Below are 19,178 nucleotides of genomic sequence, written 5' to 3' on the forward strand. Positions count from 1 at the left end.
CTGTTCTGCCCACGCCCTGCCCTCCCCAACGACATGCACAGTCATGAACAGTAATCCATACCTGAAAAGCGTTTGTTATATCTGAAAGAGCACTTGATTATCAGAACACCCTCTCTGCAAAATAGTCTCATCGCTATACCTTGTTATCCATGCATCATTGTTATCAATTCACCTGATACACAGGGTGCGCACCATTTTGGGAGCCCTTCATGCCTCAGCCCACGCGCATGGGAGATATGCTGTTAACGGATCATTCGATCGATGTTCCACTGGATCATGATCACCCTGAAAAAGGGACGATTCAGGTTTTCTATCGTGAAGTGTGTCATGTTTCCCACCGTGACAGTGATCTTCCACTGCTGATCTTCCTACAGGGAGGCCCGGGGGGGAGCTCACCGCGTTTGAATCGCTGGGGAATGGGCTGGGTTAACGAGGCCATCCAACATTATCGTGTCATTCTGCCTGACCAACGCGGCACAGGTCGATCTTCAAGGATTTCATCAAAGACCATCAGCCGCTTCGAAAACAGTGAAGAAGCCAGCCGTTACCTTGCACTCTTCGATGCCCGTGCGATCATTGATGATTTCGAAGTCATTCGGAAACGCCATTACGACGGTCAACGTTGGGCTACTTTAGGGCAGAGTTATGGCGGTTTTCTAACCTTGAGTTACCTCTCCTTTGCCCCTGAGGCACTGCTTCGGTGCTATATCACCGGCGGGCTGCCCAGTATAGATCCAGATCCGGACGAGCTCTATCGCCGAACATATCCGCGTGTTGAACAAAAACTCGCCGATTACTACCAGCGTTTTCCCGGGGATGAAGCCCAAATCAATCAGATCGCCGACTTTCTGCGCGACAATTATGTTTGCTTTCCGAATGGCGACCCCTTCACCGTGCGACGCTTTCAGACACTGGGCATGATGTTGGGCATGCAAGCCGCGAGTGATCAGCTGCATTGGTTATTGGAAGCCCCCTTCACGGACGAAACATGTAGCGAGCTCGACCCTTATTTCATTCTGCAAGTACAGATAGCAACAGGCATGGATGGTGCGCCCCTGTATGCAGCGCTACAGGAAAATATCTATGCGGATCCAGCTCGTGTGACGAATTGGTCTGCTCAGCGCCTGCGCAATGAACGGCCCCAATTCGATGAGCACGCTCGCCCCTTATGTCTTACAGGTGAAATGGTCTACCCGTGGATGTTCGACGAGATACAGGCGCTTCGCCCATTCAGAGACGCTGTGCATCAGCTGGCACGTACTCCCGGACGCAAGCCCCTATATGACAAGGCGATACTTGCAGAGAATACCGTCCCCATCGCTGCGGCTATCTACGACGAAGACTTGTATGTCGATCGGGAGCTTTCCCTTGCCACCGCTCGCCACATTCCTCATCTCCACTACTGGCTGACCAATGAGTATGAGCACGATGGGCTGCGTACAGATGATCGCGTATTCAAGCGACTCTTCAATCTTCTACAAGGACGTTGAAGGATTGCGTTAACCTGTGATGGGTATGTGTTTGAGTAGCGGGTATGTAAAAGATAAAAAACATGACAGTATTTCATCTGGAAGAAAATACAAAGGGTAGAGATTTTGTCTGTGGGGATGTCCACGGTCATCTCGACACATTAAAAGCAGAGCTCTCACGCTGGCAATTCGACACGACTAAAGACCGTCTGTTAATGGTGGGTGATTTGATTGACCGAGGGCCGCATTCACGGGAAACACTCGCACTGGTGTTTGAACCATGGGTAATCGCCTGTCGTGGTAACCACGAAATGGAAGCCTTGCATGCTGCAAAAGGGGTGCGTGGACGTTCTTTCGACAACTGGATTTCCCAAGGGGGCGAATGGTTTTTACAAGAGTCGGAAGAGGCCATTTCTATCTTTATTCAATCTGCCGTAGCACGAATGCCATGGGCTATTGAAGTAACCGTGAAAGGGAAACGGATAGGGATTGTCCATGCAGAGCCTACTTCGGATTGGCAGCACATGGCCTGTGCAGACACCGAAACGCTGGTGTGGCGTCGTGAGCGTATTTATCAGAAAAATGCAACGCCTGTATCAGGTATCGATCATGTCCTTGTGGGGCACACGCCTGTGCATGCCGCTGGTTCACTCGGCAATGTCCATTGGATAGATACCGGCTGTTATGAAACGGGAGCGCTTTTCGTCGCACCACTGAACCAGCTGGTCGAGCAGCTTCCCTTCGAGAAGGTACCGATACCTCTGGATTGATGCGGTAACACGCTAGACTGGGCAGAAGAATTGGTAACATTTCCAAGGGTGTCGTATTATTAACCCACACAGTTTCAACTCACAGGCATTCCATGCTGCTTCATCCCATTAGATCATTCATCCGATTAAGAAGGCGACTCTGGCACTTGAGGCATCGTCATCATGTCAAGGATCCACTGTATCGGAGTATTGTGGTCGAGGAAGAAATTCAGTGGTATGTCCTGATCACGTGCATAGCGTTGACCCCTATTGGGCTTTGTCTGATCGTGATGAAATTACAAAACTCACTCTCTCCGCTATTGAGCTATATTGGCTTTCATTAACATCGGCTCCCATTAATATGTTAAAGCCACTCCACTACCGGCGAGACAAAGGAAGGGAATGACAGGCGGGAAAGAATCCAACGGGACAAGCCCCCTGTGTTAGGGCGAGGGATGTTTACCGTGTTGCCAGCCCAAACTATTGGCTGCATGTTGGTCAAACCATTGTAGCTGCGGATGCAAGCCCACCACACCCCCTACAATAATCAACGTTGGCGGCGCAATAGTCACACCAGACAATACCTCTTCTATCGTTGACAAAGTACCGGTATGAACCTGTTGTCGTGCGGTGGTACCCTGCTCTACCAAGGCAATCGGCATGGACGTATTTACCCCGTGCGCAATCAATTGGTGCGTGATCTCTTTCAGGCTGCCCAGACCCATGTAAAAAACAAGCGTCTGCCCGGGTGCGGCAAGCGTCGTCCAATCCAGATCAACACTGCCATTTTTCAAATGACCCGTGACAAATCGTACGGATTGCGCATGATTACGATGAGTGAGCGGAATACCGGCATAGGAAGAAACGCCCAATGCGGCTGTAATACCTGGCACAACTTCGAACGGGATCTGCTCCTGCGCAAGTAGTTCGAGCTCTTCACCACCGCGTCCGAAAATAAAAGAGTCCCCCCCTTTCAAGCGGACAACACGATATCCCTGACGCGCCCAATCCACGAGAGTCTGGTTGATATCGGACTGCGGCACGGAATGATTGGAGCGTGCTTTCCCCACATAGAGCCGCTTGGCAGTGGGAGATGCCAATGCGAGTACTTCCTGACTCACCAAACGGTCATATACCAGAATATCAGCCTGTTGCAGGCGTTCCAGCGCCTTAAGGGTGAGTAGAGAGGGATCTCCGGGGCCAGCGCCCACCAGGCTAACAAAACCAGTATTATCGGATGAATGGGCAGTGGGCTGCGGCGCAGTTTCAGCCGACAAGTAAACATTACTTCGCTCGGGATGGCCGGGAGCGAAAATCGCAATCCCGGCCTTTTCTGCCCGCTCAATCAATGGCAGATCAGTGGCGTCAGCAGAGGTAGCAATAAGCCAACACTGCCCGATTTTCGCCTCCGGCAGTGCATGTTCAATAATCCAACCTTGCTGCGAAGCAAGCCTGCTCAAGGGTTCCGCAATGACGGCCCCGTGCAAGGCAAGATGAGGCACGGCATCCTTTAAACGCTGAGCCAGTGTCAAGGCCTCCTTCCCCTCACCGAACAGATGAAGTTCAAAAAAGCCCAGTTTGCCCGTTACATCCACCGTCATCCGCTTTTCCACTGCTGAATTGCGACATTATTTGCCCTGATTGATCACACTGATGCCGCCCATGTAGTTGCGCAGGGCTTCCGGCACCACCACAGAGCCATCGGCCTGCTGATAGTTCTCAAGGATCGCGACCAGACAACGTCCAACAGCCAGACCGGAACCATTCAGCGTATGAACCAGCTGAGGTTTCTTGCTGTCGCCGCCACGGGTACGCGCCTGCATGCGACGCGCCTGATAGTCTTCACAGTTGGAGATGGAAGATATTTCCCGATAAGTGTTTTGGCTCGGCAACCAGACTTCCAGGTCGTAGGTTTTTGCCGAGGTGGCCGACATGTCACCCGCGCACAACTGCATCACACGGTAGGGTAGCTCAAGCTTGCGCAGGATGGCCTCAGCATGTCCACGCATCTCTTCCAACGCTTCGTAGGATTTTTCAGGGTCTACGATCTGTACCATTTCGACCTTGTCGAACTGGTGCTGACGAATCATCCCACGGGTGTCTCGCCCATAAGCGCCCGCTTCCTTACGGAAACAGGGGGTATGTGCAGTGAAACGAAGTGGCAGCTCTTCACGCGGAAGGATCTCCCCCCGTACCAGATTGGTCAGAGGTACTTCAGCAGTAGGAATAAGGCGATAGTCCTGCTCAACATTCACGGCAAACAGATCCTCACCGAACTTGGGCAATTGACCCGTTCCTTGCAGCGAGTCGTGATTCACCATGTAGGGAACGTAATGTTCCATGTAGCCATGTTCCTGGGTTTGCACATCCAGCATGAATTGCGCCAGTGCCCGATGCAGGCGTGCCATTTCACCACGCATGACGACAAAACGGGAACCGGTCAGTTTGGCTGCCAGTTCGAAATTCAATTCACCGTGAAGTTCACCTACGTCCGTGTGATCGCGTACCTCAAAGTCAAACGCGCGAGGTTCCCCCCACCGGTCTACTTCAACGTTATCATTTTCATCCTTACCCGCAGGGACGCTGTCATCAGGCAAATTGGGTAAGCCCAATGCGATTTCATTTACCTGAGCCTGTGCCTTTTCCAGATCTTCCTGACACGTGGCCAGTGAGGTTTTAATGGCTTCAACCTGCGCCATCAATTCACTGGCATCTTCACCCTTGCTTTTGGCCTGACCAATGGCTTTGGAGAGCGAGTTACGTTGCCCCTGGAGCTCTTCCGACCGGGTTTGCAGCTCACGGCGACGGGACTCCAATGATGAAAAAGCTTCTGCATCAAAGGTGAAACCACGTTTGGCGAGACGTTCAGCAACAGTATCCGGTTCGGTTCTCAACAATTTTGGGTCGAGCATGTCTGATAATCCAGGGGTTAAAGTTAATTTATACAATGCGCCATGTGTATGCATGTTCCATCGGTATGACATTAATCACATACATGACGTTCTATAGGGTATGGCACCTCCCTTCAAGCCACATGACTTCACAGCATGAGGGTGCGATACACTATAAATAGCCTGCACTATCGGCGAGGTTGTTCGCAATGCCAATGACACAAAAAGCCATTTTGAGCGCGTGTGGCAAGACACATTATTCGTGAATCAATGTGCCCAGCGGATCACACTCCTATAGCACAACATACCCTCATGAAGGCAGGTAATTGATATTGTAAGGAAAAGCATCGCGACTCACCACGTCTATTTAACAACATTTATGATGATTTTGTTCTCCATTCAGCCTTTCCAATCCACGGCCTTTCCTTGACGTAGTTATGGACGTAGTTATTCAGGAAGCACTGGAAGATAGGCATTGCCTTATTATTCTCTGCCACCCATTTACCCTCCTCCCATCGAAACAGGGAAAAGAGAAAAGAGAAAAGAGAGCATCATTCTATTGATTGCGTCTTTATCTTCCAGCATGCTGACACACCTGTTCACTTACGCCTATTGATATATACCTTTATATACACTTGTATGAGTAGCCACCCATGACCTCTGACCGCAACGCCCGACATAAAAAAGCCATGCAAAAACTCAAGGAACATGTCGATGCCAAAGTGGCCGCGGCAGAGGAGGATCGCGGCCAGTTACTGGTTTTCACAGGAAATGGCAAGGGTAAAACCACAGCGGCCTGGGGCACCGTAGCGCGTTCATTAGGCTATGGCTACAAAGTGGGCGTTGTGCAATTCATTAAAGGTGAATGGGAGTGCGGTGAACGTCTGGAGTTGGAAAATGACGAGTGCCTTGAAATCGCTACCATGAGCACAGGATTCACTTGGGATACCCAAAACCGGGAAAGTGATAAGCAGGCATGTGAAAAAACCTGGTCGGCTGCTAAAACCATGCTCGCCGACCCGCAGCGCTATTTGGTTGTACTGGATGAAATCACCTATATGCTGAAGTTCGGTTATCTGGATATAGCCCCTGTAGTGGATGCATTGAATGCACGCCCTGCAGAGCAAACGGTGATTATTACAGGCCGCAATGCACACCGAACGTTACTTGAGATGGCTGATACCGTCACCGAAATGACGGAAGTCAAACACGGTTTCAATCAAGGGTTAAAAGCGCGTCGAGGCATCGATTACTGAATGCCCCCGAATCTAGCGCTTCAGCACATTGATTTACGATCCCCTGATTGATATGCGCACATTTACTTTACGCACTTATTTCTCAACCTCTTTACAGCTTTTTCTCCGCCGTTGCTAGACCATTATCTGCCGCTAAATGTGCGGGTAGCGGCCTAACCACTCAACTATTCAAGTAGTCGCTGAAATCACGCGTTTTCATCACCCAGTTTACGTTCGACACTATCGATTTTATCCTGCATGGTTTGCTCACGGTCAATTCGAGTCCCGATCTTGAGGGTCGAGTTGATTCGGGCCGCCCCCATCGCATGGACCACTTCATGACATCTTTTTACTGCCGCGAAAACAGCATCCCACTCCCCTTCAACATTGGTACCGTAAGCGTGCATGCGATGTTCCAACCCAGCCTCTTCCAGTACTTTCTGACAGGCTGCCACATAGGGTGAAACCGAAAGCCCCACTCCCATGGGGATAACACATAAATCGATAATCACGTTCATACTACCCTCCTGTTATTCAAAATTTATCGTGAGATTTTGACCAATTCAGGAGCGCGAAGGTCAGTATTGTATCAATGTTAATAATCAATACCTGTAAATAACCACTCCTGCCGCATCCTGTAGACGATATTCTGTGCGTTTTATTCCTTGAGGCCGGATTCGACGCCCCGTTATGCAATAAAACCGGTTTCGACTTTCTTTTTAATTATATTTTTAATTCTTTCGACTATCCTGCGCCATGATGCCTACACATTCAATGACAACGAAATATGTAATGAAAACGCGTATAATGGCGACTTTTCTATACAAACATCCAACAAACTGCACACAGGTTTTACAAAGCTTCAAGGGTAAAACCCGTTTGGAAAGGCGCCCGGCAAACTATCAGGGCATTTCCCAAGCGGGGCTGTCTGTTTTAAGATAGCCGCATATTTAAGAATACGGTCAGGGTAACGGATCCAGGAATACCAGACGTTGCGTATTCCTTTTCCGACAGATGACACAGTCAGAAGTCAGCGCCTCACCAGTACGGCGGATCATATAATAGGAAAGGACATGGCTAGTAATTCGGACAAGAATTCGGGGGAGCTGCCCGACTCACGCAGTAAACGTTTTGCAGAGTCACTACTTCAGGGCTCTGGTGTTTCCTTCAATGGAAACAATCCCTGGGATATCCAGGTGCATGATCCCGCTTTTTTTTCTCGGGTTCTGCGTGGTGGTTCCCTGGCCCTTGGTGAAAGCTACATGGATGGTCAATGGGACTGCGAGCAGATCGATGAAATGATCTTCCGAATTCTTCGCCATGGTCTGGGAAACCGTGCCGATTCGGCATTGAATCGCGCGCTTTATAAACTTCAGTCAGGCCTTTTCAATCTCCAAAGCAAAACACGTGCTTTTATCGTAGGTGAACAGCACTATGATCTGGGGAATGACCTGTTCGAACGTATGCTGGATTCCACCATGTGTTATTCATGTGGTTACTGGAAAGGGACTGACGATCTGCATCAGGCACAATTAAATAAACTGGATCTGGCTGCACGCAAGCTAGGCCTGAAGCCAGGCATGAAAGTGCTTGATATCGGTTGCGGTTGGGGAAGTTTTGCCTACCATGCTGCCACTAAATATGGTTGTGAAGTCACGGGTATTACTATCTCCAAGGAACAGGCAGCCTACGCCAAGGAACGCTGCAAGGATCTTCCCGTGGATATCATCCTCGAGGATTACCGTGATCTGAATGGCAAGTTCGACCGTATCGTTTCAATTGGTATGTTCGAACATGTTGGGCATAAAAATTACCCCACATATTTCAAGTCAGTAAAAAAACTATTGAAAGATGATGGATTGTTTGTACTTCATACCATCGGCAGTAACAGCACCAGTGTAGGCGCTGATCCCTGGATCAATAAATATATTTTCCCCAATGGGGTATTGCCTTCTATCGTGCAGTTGGTACGTCCTACAGAAAATCTGTTTGTCATGGAAGATTGGCAAAACTTTGGTGCCGACTATGACCGTACTCTGATGGCATGGCATGCCAATTTCGAAAAGGCATGGCCTGAAGTCGCACAAAATTATAATGAACGTACCTATCGTATGTTCCGCTATTACCTGTTGATCTGTGCGGGCGCTTTCCGTGCACGGGATATTCAACTTTGGCAGGTTGTATTCTCCAATCATCGTCTGGGACGCTATGACGCAGCGCGTTAACTGATTGGACGAGCAATTGAGCTATAATACGGTGATGAAGTACGCCAAAAGCGACGCTTCATTGCCGTTTTTATTGGGATAATCAAACTCACGGCTCATGATATCGAACGCGGATTGCGCTCTGCGCATTTGCCAGAATGACTCCTCGGCCAATATTTAATACTTGATATTCACTGCCTGGTGCCGCTGTGGTTTTCCCCTTTTGACGGCCACTATCAAGTACCTACCGCCCTTTTCGTCCTATCTCCTTTTCGTCCTATCTCTTCCTGCTTGAAATGAGATGCGTCATGCTGTGATAACGCTAACAGATAAAATATCGCCCCTTCGTTAATGGATGCAGATGTTCATCGTACTGTTGCTATTCAATGAACCGTAACTATTCAATGAACGGTAGCTATTCAATGCATTGTTACTGCAGTACAAGTAATTGTTCTTTTCCTCCAGGTCCGTGTCATCAAAGGCACATTCGTATAATACATGCGTTGAAACTCGGATGCTTACAGGCTTCAGCTTCATAAAAGCTCATACGCGTTTTTATATGGTTTCATGCGCTGTACACTTCGTATGAAAATAGCCATATATGCCTGTATGAATCTCTTGGGTGCTTAAATGGTTAACCTGTATAAAAGAGTCGTTTAACAGGCTATGCATGAGGCCAAATACCGCTGATTTAATGCATTTGACAGTGGCGAGTCAGCCCATCCAGTGGCATAGTATAGCTCCACGTTTTAGTGTGCATGATATGTGTCATGCATTTAATGAAATTCCACAAAGGGCAGCATTTCATCATGTTCGAAAAGATCTCCCGAGTACCAGGGGATGCCATTCTCGGTCTTATTGATGCTTATAGGCAGGATACCAATCCCAATAAGGTTGATCTGGGTGTCGGGGTCTACCGTGACAGCAGTGGTCATACTCCCATTCTTGAAAGCGTCAAGGCCGCTGAAGCACGTCTGCTGAAAAGTGAAACCACCAAAACCTACATTGGTTCACACGGAGCACCCGAATATACCCATGCTGTTCTCGAACTGGTATTCGGCAAGGATTCTCCTGTCCTGAAGGATAATCGTGCAAGCGCAACTCAATCCCCCGGAGGGACGGGTGCCTTGCGATTAGCTGCCGATTTTATTCATGTCAATTTACCGGGTCGGGCCATCTGGCTATCAGACCCGACCTGGCCCAACCACATCGGTATTTTTGAAGCGGCAGGTATCAATATTCATCGCTATACCTATGTGAATGAAGATAACCGACTCGATTTCAATGGCATGTTGGCTTCTCTGGAACATGCAAAGGAAGGCGATGTGGTATTGTTGCACGCCTGCTGCCATAACCCGACGGGCTTTGATTTAACCAATGATCAGTGGCAAACCCTACTGAAGTTGGTACAGCGTAAAAAGCTACTTCCGCTGATCGATTTTGCTTACCAGGGTTTCGGTGATGGGCTGGAAGAGGATGCCTATGGCGTGCGTTTGTTTGCTGAAACGCTGGATGAACTTATTGTGACAAGCTCCTGCTCCAAGAATTTTGGTATCTATCGTGAGCGTACCGGGGCATTCATTCTGGTCGCCAAGGATGAAGAGCAAATGGAGAACGTACGTTCACAGGCCGCCATTACGGCGCGTGAGAATTACTCGAATCCGCCCGCCCATGGCGGCGCCGTTGTGGCTGAAATTCTCAACGATCCTGCCCTCAAGGCACAATGGATTGATGAAGTGAATGCCATGCGTGATCGCATTGCCACCCTACGTAAAAACTTTGTGGATGCTTTTGAACCCCATGGGCTCAAAGAGCGCTTCAACTTTATTCAGGATCAGCGTGGCATGTTCTCCTATACAGGCCTGACACCCGAGCAGGTAGAGCAGCTGAGAGATGACTTCGGCATTTATATGGTCAGCTCTGGGCGTGCCAATATTGCAGGGTTGAATACCGATCAGCTGGCATACGTTGCTGAGGCCTTTGCGAATGTAATCAAGGGTTGATTATACGCCCACCTATCAATATCAACAGGAGACTTGCGATGGACAAGGCCTCACGGCTACTACTCTTCGCCGAAGTCGTGGAAGCAGGCAGCTTCACGCGTGCTGCAGACCATCGCAACGTCAATCGTTCGGTTATCTCCAAACAGATCAGTCAATTGGAAGAAGAGCTGAACGTGCGTTTATTCAATCGTTCAACGCGAAGTGTTTCCCTGACAGAGATCGGACAAACCTTGTATACGCATGCACTTAAAATGCGTGAGTCACTGGAAACAGTGGAAGAAGTGGCACAGGTGAGTCAAAGTGAACCACGGGGTACATTGAAGATATCGACGCCTACCAACTTTGGTCACCACATACTGCCACAGATCGTAAATGAGTATCTGAGGAAATTCCCCAAGGTGCGTGTGGACCTTAGGTTGGAAGATCATTTGGTAGACTTGATTGGCGGCGGATATGATTTGGCGATACGAATTACTCAGCCACGGGATTCTTCCCTGATTGCTCGCCCGGTAGCCAGAAACCGTACTCTTTTGGTTGCAGCACCACGCTTCATCGAACGCTATGGATTGCCCAATGACATTAATGAGCTGGTAACGAAACCCTCAGTAATGTATGTCCGTGAAGGGCTCCAGCGGGATAGTATCGACTATATTGGCAGCGATGGCATTTTGCATAAAGCTGAGCTGAATTCCAGGCTACGCGCTAATGACCCGGAAATTTTGCTGGCATCGGTATTGGAAGGGTTATGTTTTGCACTGATGCCCGCGTTTAGTGTCGGTGAAGCTGTGCGAAACGGTCAGCTGGTCCCTTTGCTCCCTGATCTTCATCTGGTTCATCGCCCTGACATTCATATCGTCTACCCTCACCGCCAATTCCTTGCTCAAAAAACCCGTGGTTTTATTGAGTGTGTCAAACGTGTTATTGACAACAATCCGCCCATTTGGGAACGCGATATCGCCGGGTTCGAAAACATGTATGGCTATACGCAGGGTGAACCGCCGGCATTTCCTGAAAATCCGATTACACTCGGTGAGCACTCCCCTCTTTAATCGTTACCATGAATACCTGTCCGACTAACTGATTTGCTGGATTTTAGCAGGGTCGGCTGCCGCTTCATCCCCCCTATTAAGGGGCACTGTTTATTTGTTTGAATCCAATGATGCTTTCAAGAGTTCACAGTTGAAGTAGCGTCTTTGTTACCAGGGAATGGTGAAAGAGACGTAATAGGATGTGGAATAGATAGAAAAGAAAAGAAAAGAAAAGAAACACGCCAATTCATACGTTGAACGTGTCAATGATAAAAATTAAATGAGAAGAGTATTCAATCAGAACTGAAGATCTGAAACGGATGATCCATATGGAGATGGGCACCGTACAGAGAAGGGAGGAGGATAGATAAGCGCTAAGCAGAGATACCTCCGCAATAATAACTGTACTTAGCCGTAACTCTACTTATCCATCATCCCCCAAGCACATACACTCCGAGCACATACACTCTTCGGTAGCATCGAAGAGCATTAAGGCAGGGCTGGCTCAGAGTTGTGAGAGTCCCCTTGATAGGTCTTTTTTGATATCTTCGACATCCTCCAGACCTACAGCGAGACGAATCAAGCCCGGAGCGATACCTGCAGCCTCTTTCTGCTCGTCAGACAACTTCCCATGTGTCGTTGTCGCAGGCTGGGTGATAGTCGTTTTAGCATCCCCGAGATTGCCTGTAATGGACAAAATTTTGGTGGAATCGATCACTTTCCACGCACCTTCCTGACCACCCTTGACCACAAAGCCCAACACTGCTCCATAGCCTTTTTGTTGCTTAACAGCCAAGGCATGCTGGGGATGGCTTTCAAGCCCACTGTAGAATACCTTTTCGACGGCCGGCTGTTGCTCCAGCCATTGGGCAAGTTCATCAGCATTTTGGCAGTGTGCCTTCATGCGCAAACTCAATGTTTCCAACCCTTTCAGGAATATCCAGGCGTTGAACGGACTGATGCTGGTACCACAGGTTCTGACAACACCGAAGACTTCATTCATTAAAGTCTCATCATTTCCCACCACAGCGCCACCAACAGCACGACCTTGCCCATCAATGTATTTAGTAGCCGAATGGATAACAAAATCGGCACCAAAATCAAGCGGACGCTGCAAGATAGGTGTCAGGAAACAATTATCGATAACAACCTTGATATCATGCTTGTGTGCCAACTCGGACAAGGCAGTTATATCAACCAGTTCGGAAAGCGGATTAGAGGGGGTTTCCGCAAAAAACAACCTGGTTTTGGGCGTAATGGCGGCTTCCCATTGACCAAGATCGGACAGCTCGACATAACGCGTAGTGATGCCGAATTTTCCGAAATACTTGCTCAATAGACTGATCGTTGAACCAAATAAAGACCGTGAAGCAACGATTTCATCACCAGCTTCAAGTACAGCAAGGCCCAGGCTGAGAATGGCACCCATGCCCGATCCAGTGGCTACAGCTCGCTTACCCCCTTCGAGTGCTGCCAAGCGACGTTCAAATGTTTGAATGGTAGGATTGCTGAAACGAGAGTAAACGTTCCCTGCTTCTTCACCGGAAAACTTCCGTGCGGCTTCAGCTGCACTTTCGTAGACGAAGCTAGAAGTCATGAAGATGGCGTCATTATGCTCTTGCTCATCAGTACGATACTGCCCTGCCCTAACGCCTAATGTCGCCGGGCCGAACTCTTCATCTTCAGGAAATTGAATACCCATTCTATTTGCCTCTTGCTTCTTGCCATGACGATCGTGTTAACCGGTCATGGAGATTGGATCACTAGAAAGGAAACGGGTGCTCATACCAATACATCAGCACCCGAACATGCATATTTCACTACAAAAATGCTTGTGAATGAGCCAGGTGGTGCTCGCTACTCATCCGAGCCGTCGTTATGCAACTCAAGTACGGCGCCACCTTCACGATGGCTTTTTGCCGAATCACTTCGCGAGGCTTCCAATACAGCCAGATAATCCGCGTCAATGTCGCCTGTAACGTATTTGCCGTCAAAAACGGAACAATCGAAGGCTGTCAACTCAGGATTGACTTCCATACAGGCAGCCTTTAAATCATCCAGATCCTGATAAACCAGACGATCCGCCCCAATGAGTTCACCTACTTCGTCCTCAGTACGGCCATGTCCGATCAATTCCATCGCAACAGGCATATCAATACCATATACGTTAGGGTAACGTACAGCAGGCGCCGCGGAAGCAAAGTAAACCTTTTTTGCACCGGCTTCACGCGCCATCTGAATGATCTCGTTGCAGGTTGTACCGCGGACGATGGAGTCATCCACCAATAACACGTTTTTGCCTTCGAACTCGATGTCGGCGGTGTTGAGCTTTTGACGCACGGATTTTTTGCGCATTGTTTGCCCGGGCATGATGAATGTGCGACCGATATAGCGATTCTTGATAAAGCCTTCACGATACGTCACACCCAGATGTTGGGCAAGCTCAAGCGCAGAGGTACGGCTAGTATCGGGGATAGGAATGACAACATCGATGTCATTATCCGCCCATTCACGCTGGATTTTTTCAGCCAGCTTTAACCCCATACGCATACGTGTTCTGTAGACACTGGCACCATCAATAATGGAATCAGGGCGAGCAAGATACACATATTCAAAGATACAAGGCGTAAAGACGGGATTATCAACACAAGTTTGTGCATGAAGATTGGATTCTTCATCGATCAGGATAGCCTCACCCGGCCCTATATCCCGAATAAGCTCAAAACCGGCAACATCCAGTGCCACGGATTCTGACGCAATCATGTATTCAGGCCCCTGGGGAGTGTCGCGTTTGCCAAAGACGACGGGGCGAATGCCATTGGGATCACGGAACGCCAACATCCCTAGCCCATTAATCAGGGCAACGGCGGCATATCCACCCTCACATCGCTGGTAAACACGCGACATGGCAGAAAAAACTTCATTTGGCCCCGGCATGTGGCCTTCCTTGCTTAGCTCGTGCGCCAGCACGTTTACCAGCACTTCAGAATCCGAACTGGTATTAATGTGGCGTTGATCCGCACGGAAGAGTTGTTCCTGTAAGTCAGCAACGTTGGTCAGGTTACCATTGTGGACCAATGCGATACCCAAGGGTGAATTGACGTAAAATGGCTGTGACTCTGCTTCGGAAGACGAACCCGCGGTAGGGTAACGTACATGCCCAATGCCAATGTTGCCGGTCAGATGCTTCATGTGTCTTGTACGAATCACGTCGCGCACCATGCCATTTCCCTTGCGCAAGATGAAATGACCTTCATCCAGAGTCACCATGCCAGCGGCGTCCTGCCCACGGTGTTGAAGCACAGTCAAGGCGTCATATAGCACCTGGTTTACCATGGAATGGGCTACCAACCCTACGATACCGCACATCGTATTATTTCCTCACTGTTGGGAAGAGGCGTCGATCGACTCGACAGGTGCAGATGAGCCCGCTTGAGAAGAGCTCCCCTGCGATTGGAAACGTGTCATTGAAGATTGCTGTTGCTCGAAAAGGTCTTGTTTTGATTGTTCTGGAACTAGCGGTTCCTGACCACTTTGTGCAGGCAGTGCTACTCCCCCTGCCTGTTCGAGCTGACGGTATTGCTGATATAACACACTCTGTAATGACATGACACTCGGGCGAAATACGGACTGCTGCCAGGCGGGTATGCTGGAAAAGGGGGTGGCTGGTATCACGATGCCCACAATAGCCAGTACAACCAATCCCTTTATGGCACCAAACACACCACCGAGCAGACGGTTGAAGCTTCCCATACCAACCCAACTGACAAGCGCATTAAGCAACTTGATACAAAACCCGCCGAGGATAAAGACCACGAAAGCCACAATAACGAACCCAACCACCATACGGATGACGGGGTTCGTTATGCTGTCATGAAAAAACTCGCCGACTTGCACGCAGAAGGCCCGAGCAACCAGGAGTGCGATAATCCACACAACCAACCCAAGGCCTTCGCGAATCAGACCACGTACCATTCCCATCAATACGCACAGAGCTAGAATGGCAACAAAGATCCAATCAAGCCACGTCAATGTCATTCACTGGTTCCACGTACAACAAAGCCATTGGTGTTGGCTTTTTGTTGAAGTTGCTGACGAGCACTTTCACCCGCCGCTGAACTACTGAAAGGCCCAACCATGACAACTTTATTGGCACCACGTGAAATCTGGTAGGCACTGAAACCCATTGCACGCAGACGAGCCGTCAGGCGCACCGCATTGTCACGATCCTGAAAACTACCCACCTGAACAGACCATTGAGCTGAACCACTTGCATGAGTCGGAGCACTTGCATGTGCAGATGAGCTCGAATGTCCATAGCGATCAGCGGCTGCCATGATCGGGTCCTGAGACGATGCAGAACTGGTATGGGCTGGCTGCGGAGCTTTATGCGCAGGTGCGGGCGTGTGATTGCCGGACGGAGTGGAAGTCGTCGCACGACTCGTATTGGACGAATGCTGTGGCGCAGGACGAGGTGCTGTCTGAACTGGTGCCTGATGATGCACCGGCGCCGGGTTGGAATGATGCTGAATCACCGGCGCGGGCTGGGGAGCCTGGGTGACTGTCTGCTGGGGGGCAGAATTCGACTGTCCACTGTATTGATTATAGCTGCCTGACTGGGATGCATTCCCCTGAGAATCGCCCGCTGACTGATTAATCGGCTGGGGGCCTTTTGAGCCCGGCAACAATTGGTTGTACTGGGAAACAGAGGTACTGTCCGAACTACCATTATTCGGATTGCTGACGGAACCGTCATTGGTTCCATTTGCATTCACGCCAGAGCCATTGGATGAATTGCCATTGGAACCGGAGTTCTCAGTCGGCTGGCTACCATTACCTTCAGCCCCTTGCTGACCTGACTGAGCACCCTGGGTGTTCTGATCAGGTACATTTATAGGCTGTTGGTTGATTGTCATCTGGGGAGCTTGCCCCCCTTTCTTGTGAGAACCAAAAAACATCGGCACGATAATGATGGCCAGTGCAATCAAAATGACTGCGCCAATGATCTTTTCCCGCGTACCATATTTCATCCGCTTACTCCTTGCTTTTAAGAAGGCGATATTTCACGCGCTTCGAGCCACTCCAATGCTGCGGTCACGGTCAGAAAAGAACCGCATACTAGAATATCCGTATCTGCCCATTCAGGCATTTCTTGAATGTCATCCAGCGCTTTAGAGACACTTTCACTCACGCCAATGACTTTACCACCTTGTGCCTTTACCAGTTTGGCCAGATCCTCGCCGCTACGCGCACGAGGGCCCTTTACACCGGCACAGTACCAACCCTGGATTACATCATTTAGTTCGGCAACGACGCCTTCAGCATCCTTGTCGCCCAGCATAGCCAACACAGCAATGCGTTCAACAGGGGATTGGCTTTGTGGCGCTAAAACATCGGATTTCAGTTGCGTTGCTATATAGTGGGCTGCATGAGGGTTATGTGCAACATCGAGAATCCATCGATCGATACGCTGCAGGCGCCCCGGGAGCGAAATTTCAGCAAAGGCACGAGATACCGTATCAGCTTCAAGATCAATATCGAGAAAACTCAATGCCTGCAGGGCCGAAGCCGCATTATCCAACGGTAAGCCGGGTTGAGCCAACGAAATGAGCTCCAACACTTTGGATGATGCTGAGATACCCTGCCATGACCAGTTGCGAGCCGCATGTGAGGGCGTATCAACGCGATAATCAAACTCGACACCCAACTCGGCAACAGACTGAACACCCAGCGCTTCTGCATGCGCACGAACACTGGCTGGTAGCTCACGACTGCCCAGTACGGCGCAACCACTCGCTCGCATGATACCGGCTTTCTCGCGTCCGATCACAGAAAGATCAGAGCCTAGATATTCTGCGTGATCCAAACCAATGGTGGTTACCACTGAGACATCGGCATCGAACAGATTGACGGCATCCAGGCGCCCACCCAAACCAACTTCCATAATGGCAATATCAGGGGCAGCTTGACGGATCAAAAGCGCGGCTGCGAGAGTACCCACCTCAAAATAACTAAGGCTGACAGCCGGAGCCTCCAAACGCGCCTTTTCGATGATCTCAAAGGCATCAATCAACTGTTTGTCGCTGGCTTCTTCCCCATTAATGCGAACACGTTCGTTATAGCGAAGAAGGTGCGGTGACGTGTAAGTCACACTACTAAGCCCATGTGCTCGTGCACATGCGTCTATCATGGCAACTGTTGATCCTTTGCCATTGGTACCTGCGACCGTGACAACTCGTGGAGCCAAGCGCTCGGCAAGCAAGCCAAGACGCTCAGCTACGAGAGTCAAACGATCAAGCCCTAAATCAATGACCACAGGGTGCTGTGCGGAAAGACGATCAAGCCAATCTTCCAACGTTCCCGGTGACAAGTCATTGGTCGACATCAGGGATTATTCCCCACCTTGGGTATGAGTACTGTTTGTAGAAGGCGTATTCGACTGGGCGATGTCCGTATCACTGGGAGACACCTCCTCCAATAGCACTTCGCCAGACCATTCACTGTCAGTATCGGCGGGCTCGACAGATGGCTGATGCGTCATCTTGCGCAAAATACGATCCAGAGTGCCTTTCATCTCGCCACGTTTAATGATCATGTCGATCGTGCCGTGCTCAAGCAGGTATTCACTACGCTGGAAACCCTCCGGGAGTTTTTCTCGCACAGTCTGCTCGATAACACGAGGGCCAGCAAACCCGATCAGGGCATTGGGCTCAGCTACGTTAATGTCGCCCAACATGGCCAGTGAAGCCGATACACCACCAAACACAGGATCAGTCAGTACAGAGACGTAGGGAACACCCGCAAGCTTGAGCCTTTCCAATGCGGCAGAAGTCTTGGCCATCTGCATCAGGGAGAACAGGGCTTCCTGCATACGGGCACCACCACTGGCAGAGAAGCACACCAGAGGAATACGATTTTCAAGTGCTACCTCGGCTGCATGAGCAAATTTCTCGCCAACCACACTCCCCATGGAACCGCCAATGAAATTGAACTCAAAGGCAACGGCAACAATATCCAGCCCATTAAGGCGTCCGCGCATGGAGATAAGCGCGTCATTTTCACCCGTGCTCTTCTGAGCCGCAGAAAGGCGATCCTTGTAACGCTTGGAGTCCTTGAATTTAAGGCGATCAACAGGCATCAGATCAGCCTGCAACTCCTCGCGCCCGTCCTCATCGAGGAACCATTCAAGGCGGGCACGCGCGCCCATTCGCATATGGTGACCGCATTTAGGGCAAACGTTGTCGTGACTCTCAAGATCAGGCTTGTAGAGTACAGCCTCACACTTCGGGCACTTGATCCAAAGGCCATCAGGGATGCTCTGACGGCGATCATCGCGTCGTGTACGACCGATGGTAGGTACTATTCTGTCCAGCCAGCTCATGAACTGTGGATATCCTTGAAAACGGTGTAGGCTTCGTATATCAACGAAGCACATGAAATGAAGCGCAGCCTACATGTTTTTCAATACAGATGTAAGTGCATGCGCATAGTGTAACTGGGTCAGACACTAAAGTGGTAGTCCTGACGACCACCTATCTTTCTACTAATCCTATCCTTGTACTGACCCTACTTTGTACCGACCCTACTATTTTGTATCGA

At 49.8% G+C, this 19,178-nt stretch carries 15 protein-coding genes; 6 read left to right on the plus strand and 9 right to left on the minus strand.

What is annotated here, in order from left to right; all coding sequences use genetic code 11:
• Window positions 1–209: 209 nt before the first annotated feature.
• On the plus strand, window positions 210–1,490 hold the full coding sequence (locus LMG33818_RS01895) for an alpha/beta fold hydrolase (RefSeq protein WP_442321659.1): 1,281 nt from the start codon (window positions 210–212) through the stop codon (window positions 1,488–1,490).
• A gap of 62 nt (window positions 1,491–1,552) precedes the next feature.
• Entirely contained in the window at window positions 1,553–2,239 is a 687-nt protein-coding gene (locus LMG33818_RS01900) for a metallophosphoesterase (RefSeq protein ID WP_442321660.1), read from the plus strand.
• Window positions 2,240–2,661: 422 nt separating this feature from the next.
• On the opposite strand, the gene cobA is transcribed toward LMG33818_RS01900, so the two are convergent.
• On the minus strand, window positions 2,662–3,819 hold the full coding sequence (gene cobA / locus LMG33818_RS01905) for a uroporphyrinogen-III C-methyltransferase (protein ID WP_442321661.1): 1,158 nt from the start codon (window positions 3,817–3,819) through the stop codon (window positions 2,662–2,664).
• 27 nt (window positions 3,820–3,846) lie between these two features.
• Window positions 3,847–5,130, minus strand: coding sequence for a serine--tRNA ligase (gene serS, locus LMG33818_RS01910; RefSeq protein WP_442321662.1), 1,284 nt, complete (start codon window positions 5,128–5,130; stop codon window positions 3,847–3,849).
• A gap of 632 nt (window positions 5,131–5,762) precedes the next feature.
• Here serS and cobO point away from each other — a divergent pair.
• The gene (gene cobO, locus LMG33818_RS01915; protein WP_442321663.1) at window positions 5,763–6,365 is read left to right on the plus strand and encodes a cob(I)yrinic acid a,c-diamide adenosyltransferase; all 603 of its coding nucleotides are present in this window, start codon (window positions 5,763–5,765) and stop codon (window positions 6,363–6,365) included.
• Window positions 6,366–6,550: 185 nt separating this feature from the next.
• Here the strand turns inward: cobO and LMG33818_RS01920 are convergent, their stop codons facing one another.
• On the minus strand, window positions 6,551–6,862 hold the full coding sequence (locus LMG33818_RS01920; protein WP_442321664.1) for an MTH1187 family thiamine-binding protein: 312 nt from the start codon (window positions 6,860–6,862) through the stop codon (window positions 6,551–6,553).
• Between the two features lie 555 nt (window positions 6,863–7,417).
• On the opposite strand from LMG33818_RS01920, the gene cfa reads away from it, so the two are divergent.
• The 3 genes from cfa (at window position 7,418) to LMG33818_RS01935 (ending at window position 11,600) form a co-directional block, all read left to right on the plus strand.
• Window positions 7,418–8,569 carry a cyclopropane fatty acyl phospholipid synthase gene (gene cfa, locus LMG33818_RS01925; RefSeq protein ID WP_442321665.1) on the plus strand — a complete coding sequence of 384 codons (1,152 nt, stop codon included), beginning with the start codon at window positions 7,418–7,420 and terminating at the stop codon, window positions 8,567–8,569.
• A gap of 788 nt (window positions 8,570–9,357) precedes the next feature.
• The gene (locus LMG33818_RS01930; protein WP_442322168.1) at window positions 9,358–10,551 is read left to right on the plus strand and encodes an amino acid aminotransferase; all 1,194 of its coding nucleotides are present in this window, start codon (window positions 9,358–9,360) and stop codon (window positions 10,549–10,551) included.
• 38 nt (window positions 10,552–10,589) lie between these two features.
• Complete coding sequence (locus LMG33818_RS01935; RefSeq protein WP_442321666.1) at window positions 10,590–11,600, plus strand: LysR family transcriptional regulator; 1,011 nt, start codon at window positions 10,590–10,592, stop codon at window positions 11,598–11,600.
• Window positions 11,601–12,084: 484 nt separating this feature from the next.
• On the opposite strand, the gene LMG33818_RS01940 is transcribed toward LMG33818_RS01935, so the two are convergent.
• From LMG33818_RS01940 to accD, 6 genes are all read right to left on the minus strand, one after another.
• Window positions 12,085–13,281, minus strand: coding sequence for an O-succinylhomoserine sulfhydrylase (locus LMG33818_RS01940; protein WP_442321667.1), 1,197 nt, complete (start codon window positions 13,279–13,281; stop codon window positions 12,085–12,087).
• A 155-nt stretch (window positions 13,282–13,436) separates the two neighbouring features.
• The gene (gene purF, locus LMG33818_RS01945; protein ID WP_442321668.1) at window positions 13,437–14,948 is read right to left on the minus strand and encodes an amidophosphoribosyltransferase; all 1,512 of its coding nucleotides are present in this window, start codon (window positions 14,946–14,948) and stop codon (window positions 13,437–13,439) included.
• Window positions 14,949–14,960: 12 nt separating this feature from the next.
• Entirely contained in the window at window positions 14,961–15,617 is a 657-nt protein-coding gene (locus LMG33818_RS01950) for a CvpA family protein (protein ID WP_442321669.1), read from the minus strand.
• Complete coding sequence (locus tag LMG33818_RS01955; RefSeq protein ID WP_442321670.1) at window positions 15,614–16,609, minus strand: SPOR domain-containing protein; 996 nt, start codon at window positions 16,607–16,609, stop codon at window positions 15,614–15,616. Before LMG33818_RS01955 ends, LMG33818_RS01950 begins: the two co-directional genes overlap by 4 nt.
• Before the next feature lie 17 nt (window positions 16,610–16,626).
• Window positions 16,627–17,964 (minus strand): bifunctional tetrahydrofolate synthase/dihydrofolate synthase, encoded by a 1,338-nt coding sequence (gene folC, locus LMG33818_RS01960; RefSeq protein WP_442321671.1) that lies wholly within the window; start codon window positions 17,962–17,964, stop codon window positions 16,627–16,629.
• Between the two features lie 6 nt (window positions 17,965–17,970).
• Window positions 17,971–18,960 carry an acetyl-CoA carboxylase, carboxyltransferase subunit beta gene (gene accD / locus LMG33818_RS01965; protein WP_442321672.1) on the minus strand — a complete coding sequence of 330 codons (990 nt, stop codon included), beginning with the start codon at window positions 18,958–18,960 and terminating at the stop codon, window positions 17,971–17,973.
• Window positions 18,961–19,178 lie beyond the last annotated feature (218 nt).

This window comes from Cernens ardua (genome assembly GCF_051251085.1).
GTDB lineage: Bacteria > Pseudomonadota > Gammaproteobacteria > Pseudomonadales > Halomonadaceae > Cernens > Cernens ardua.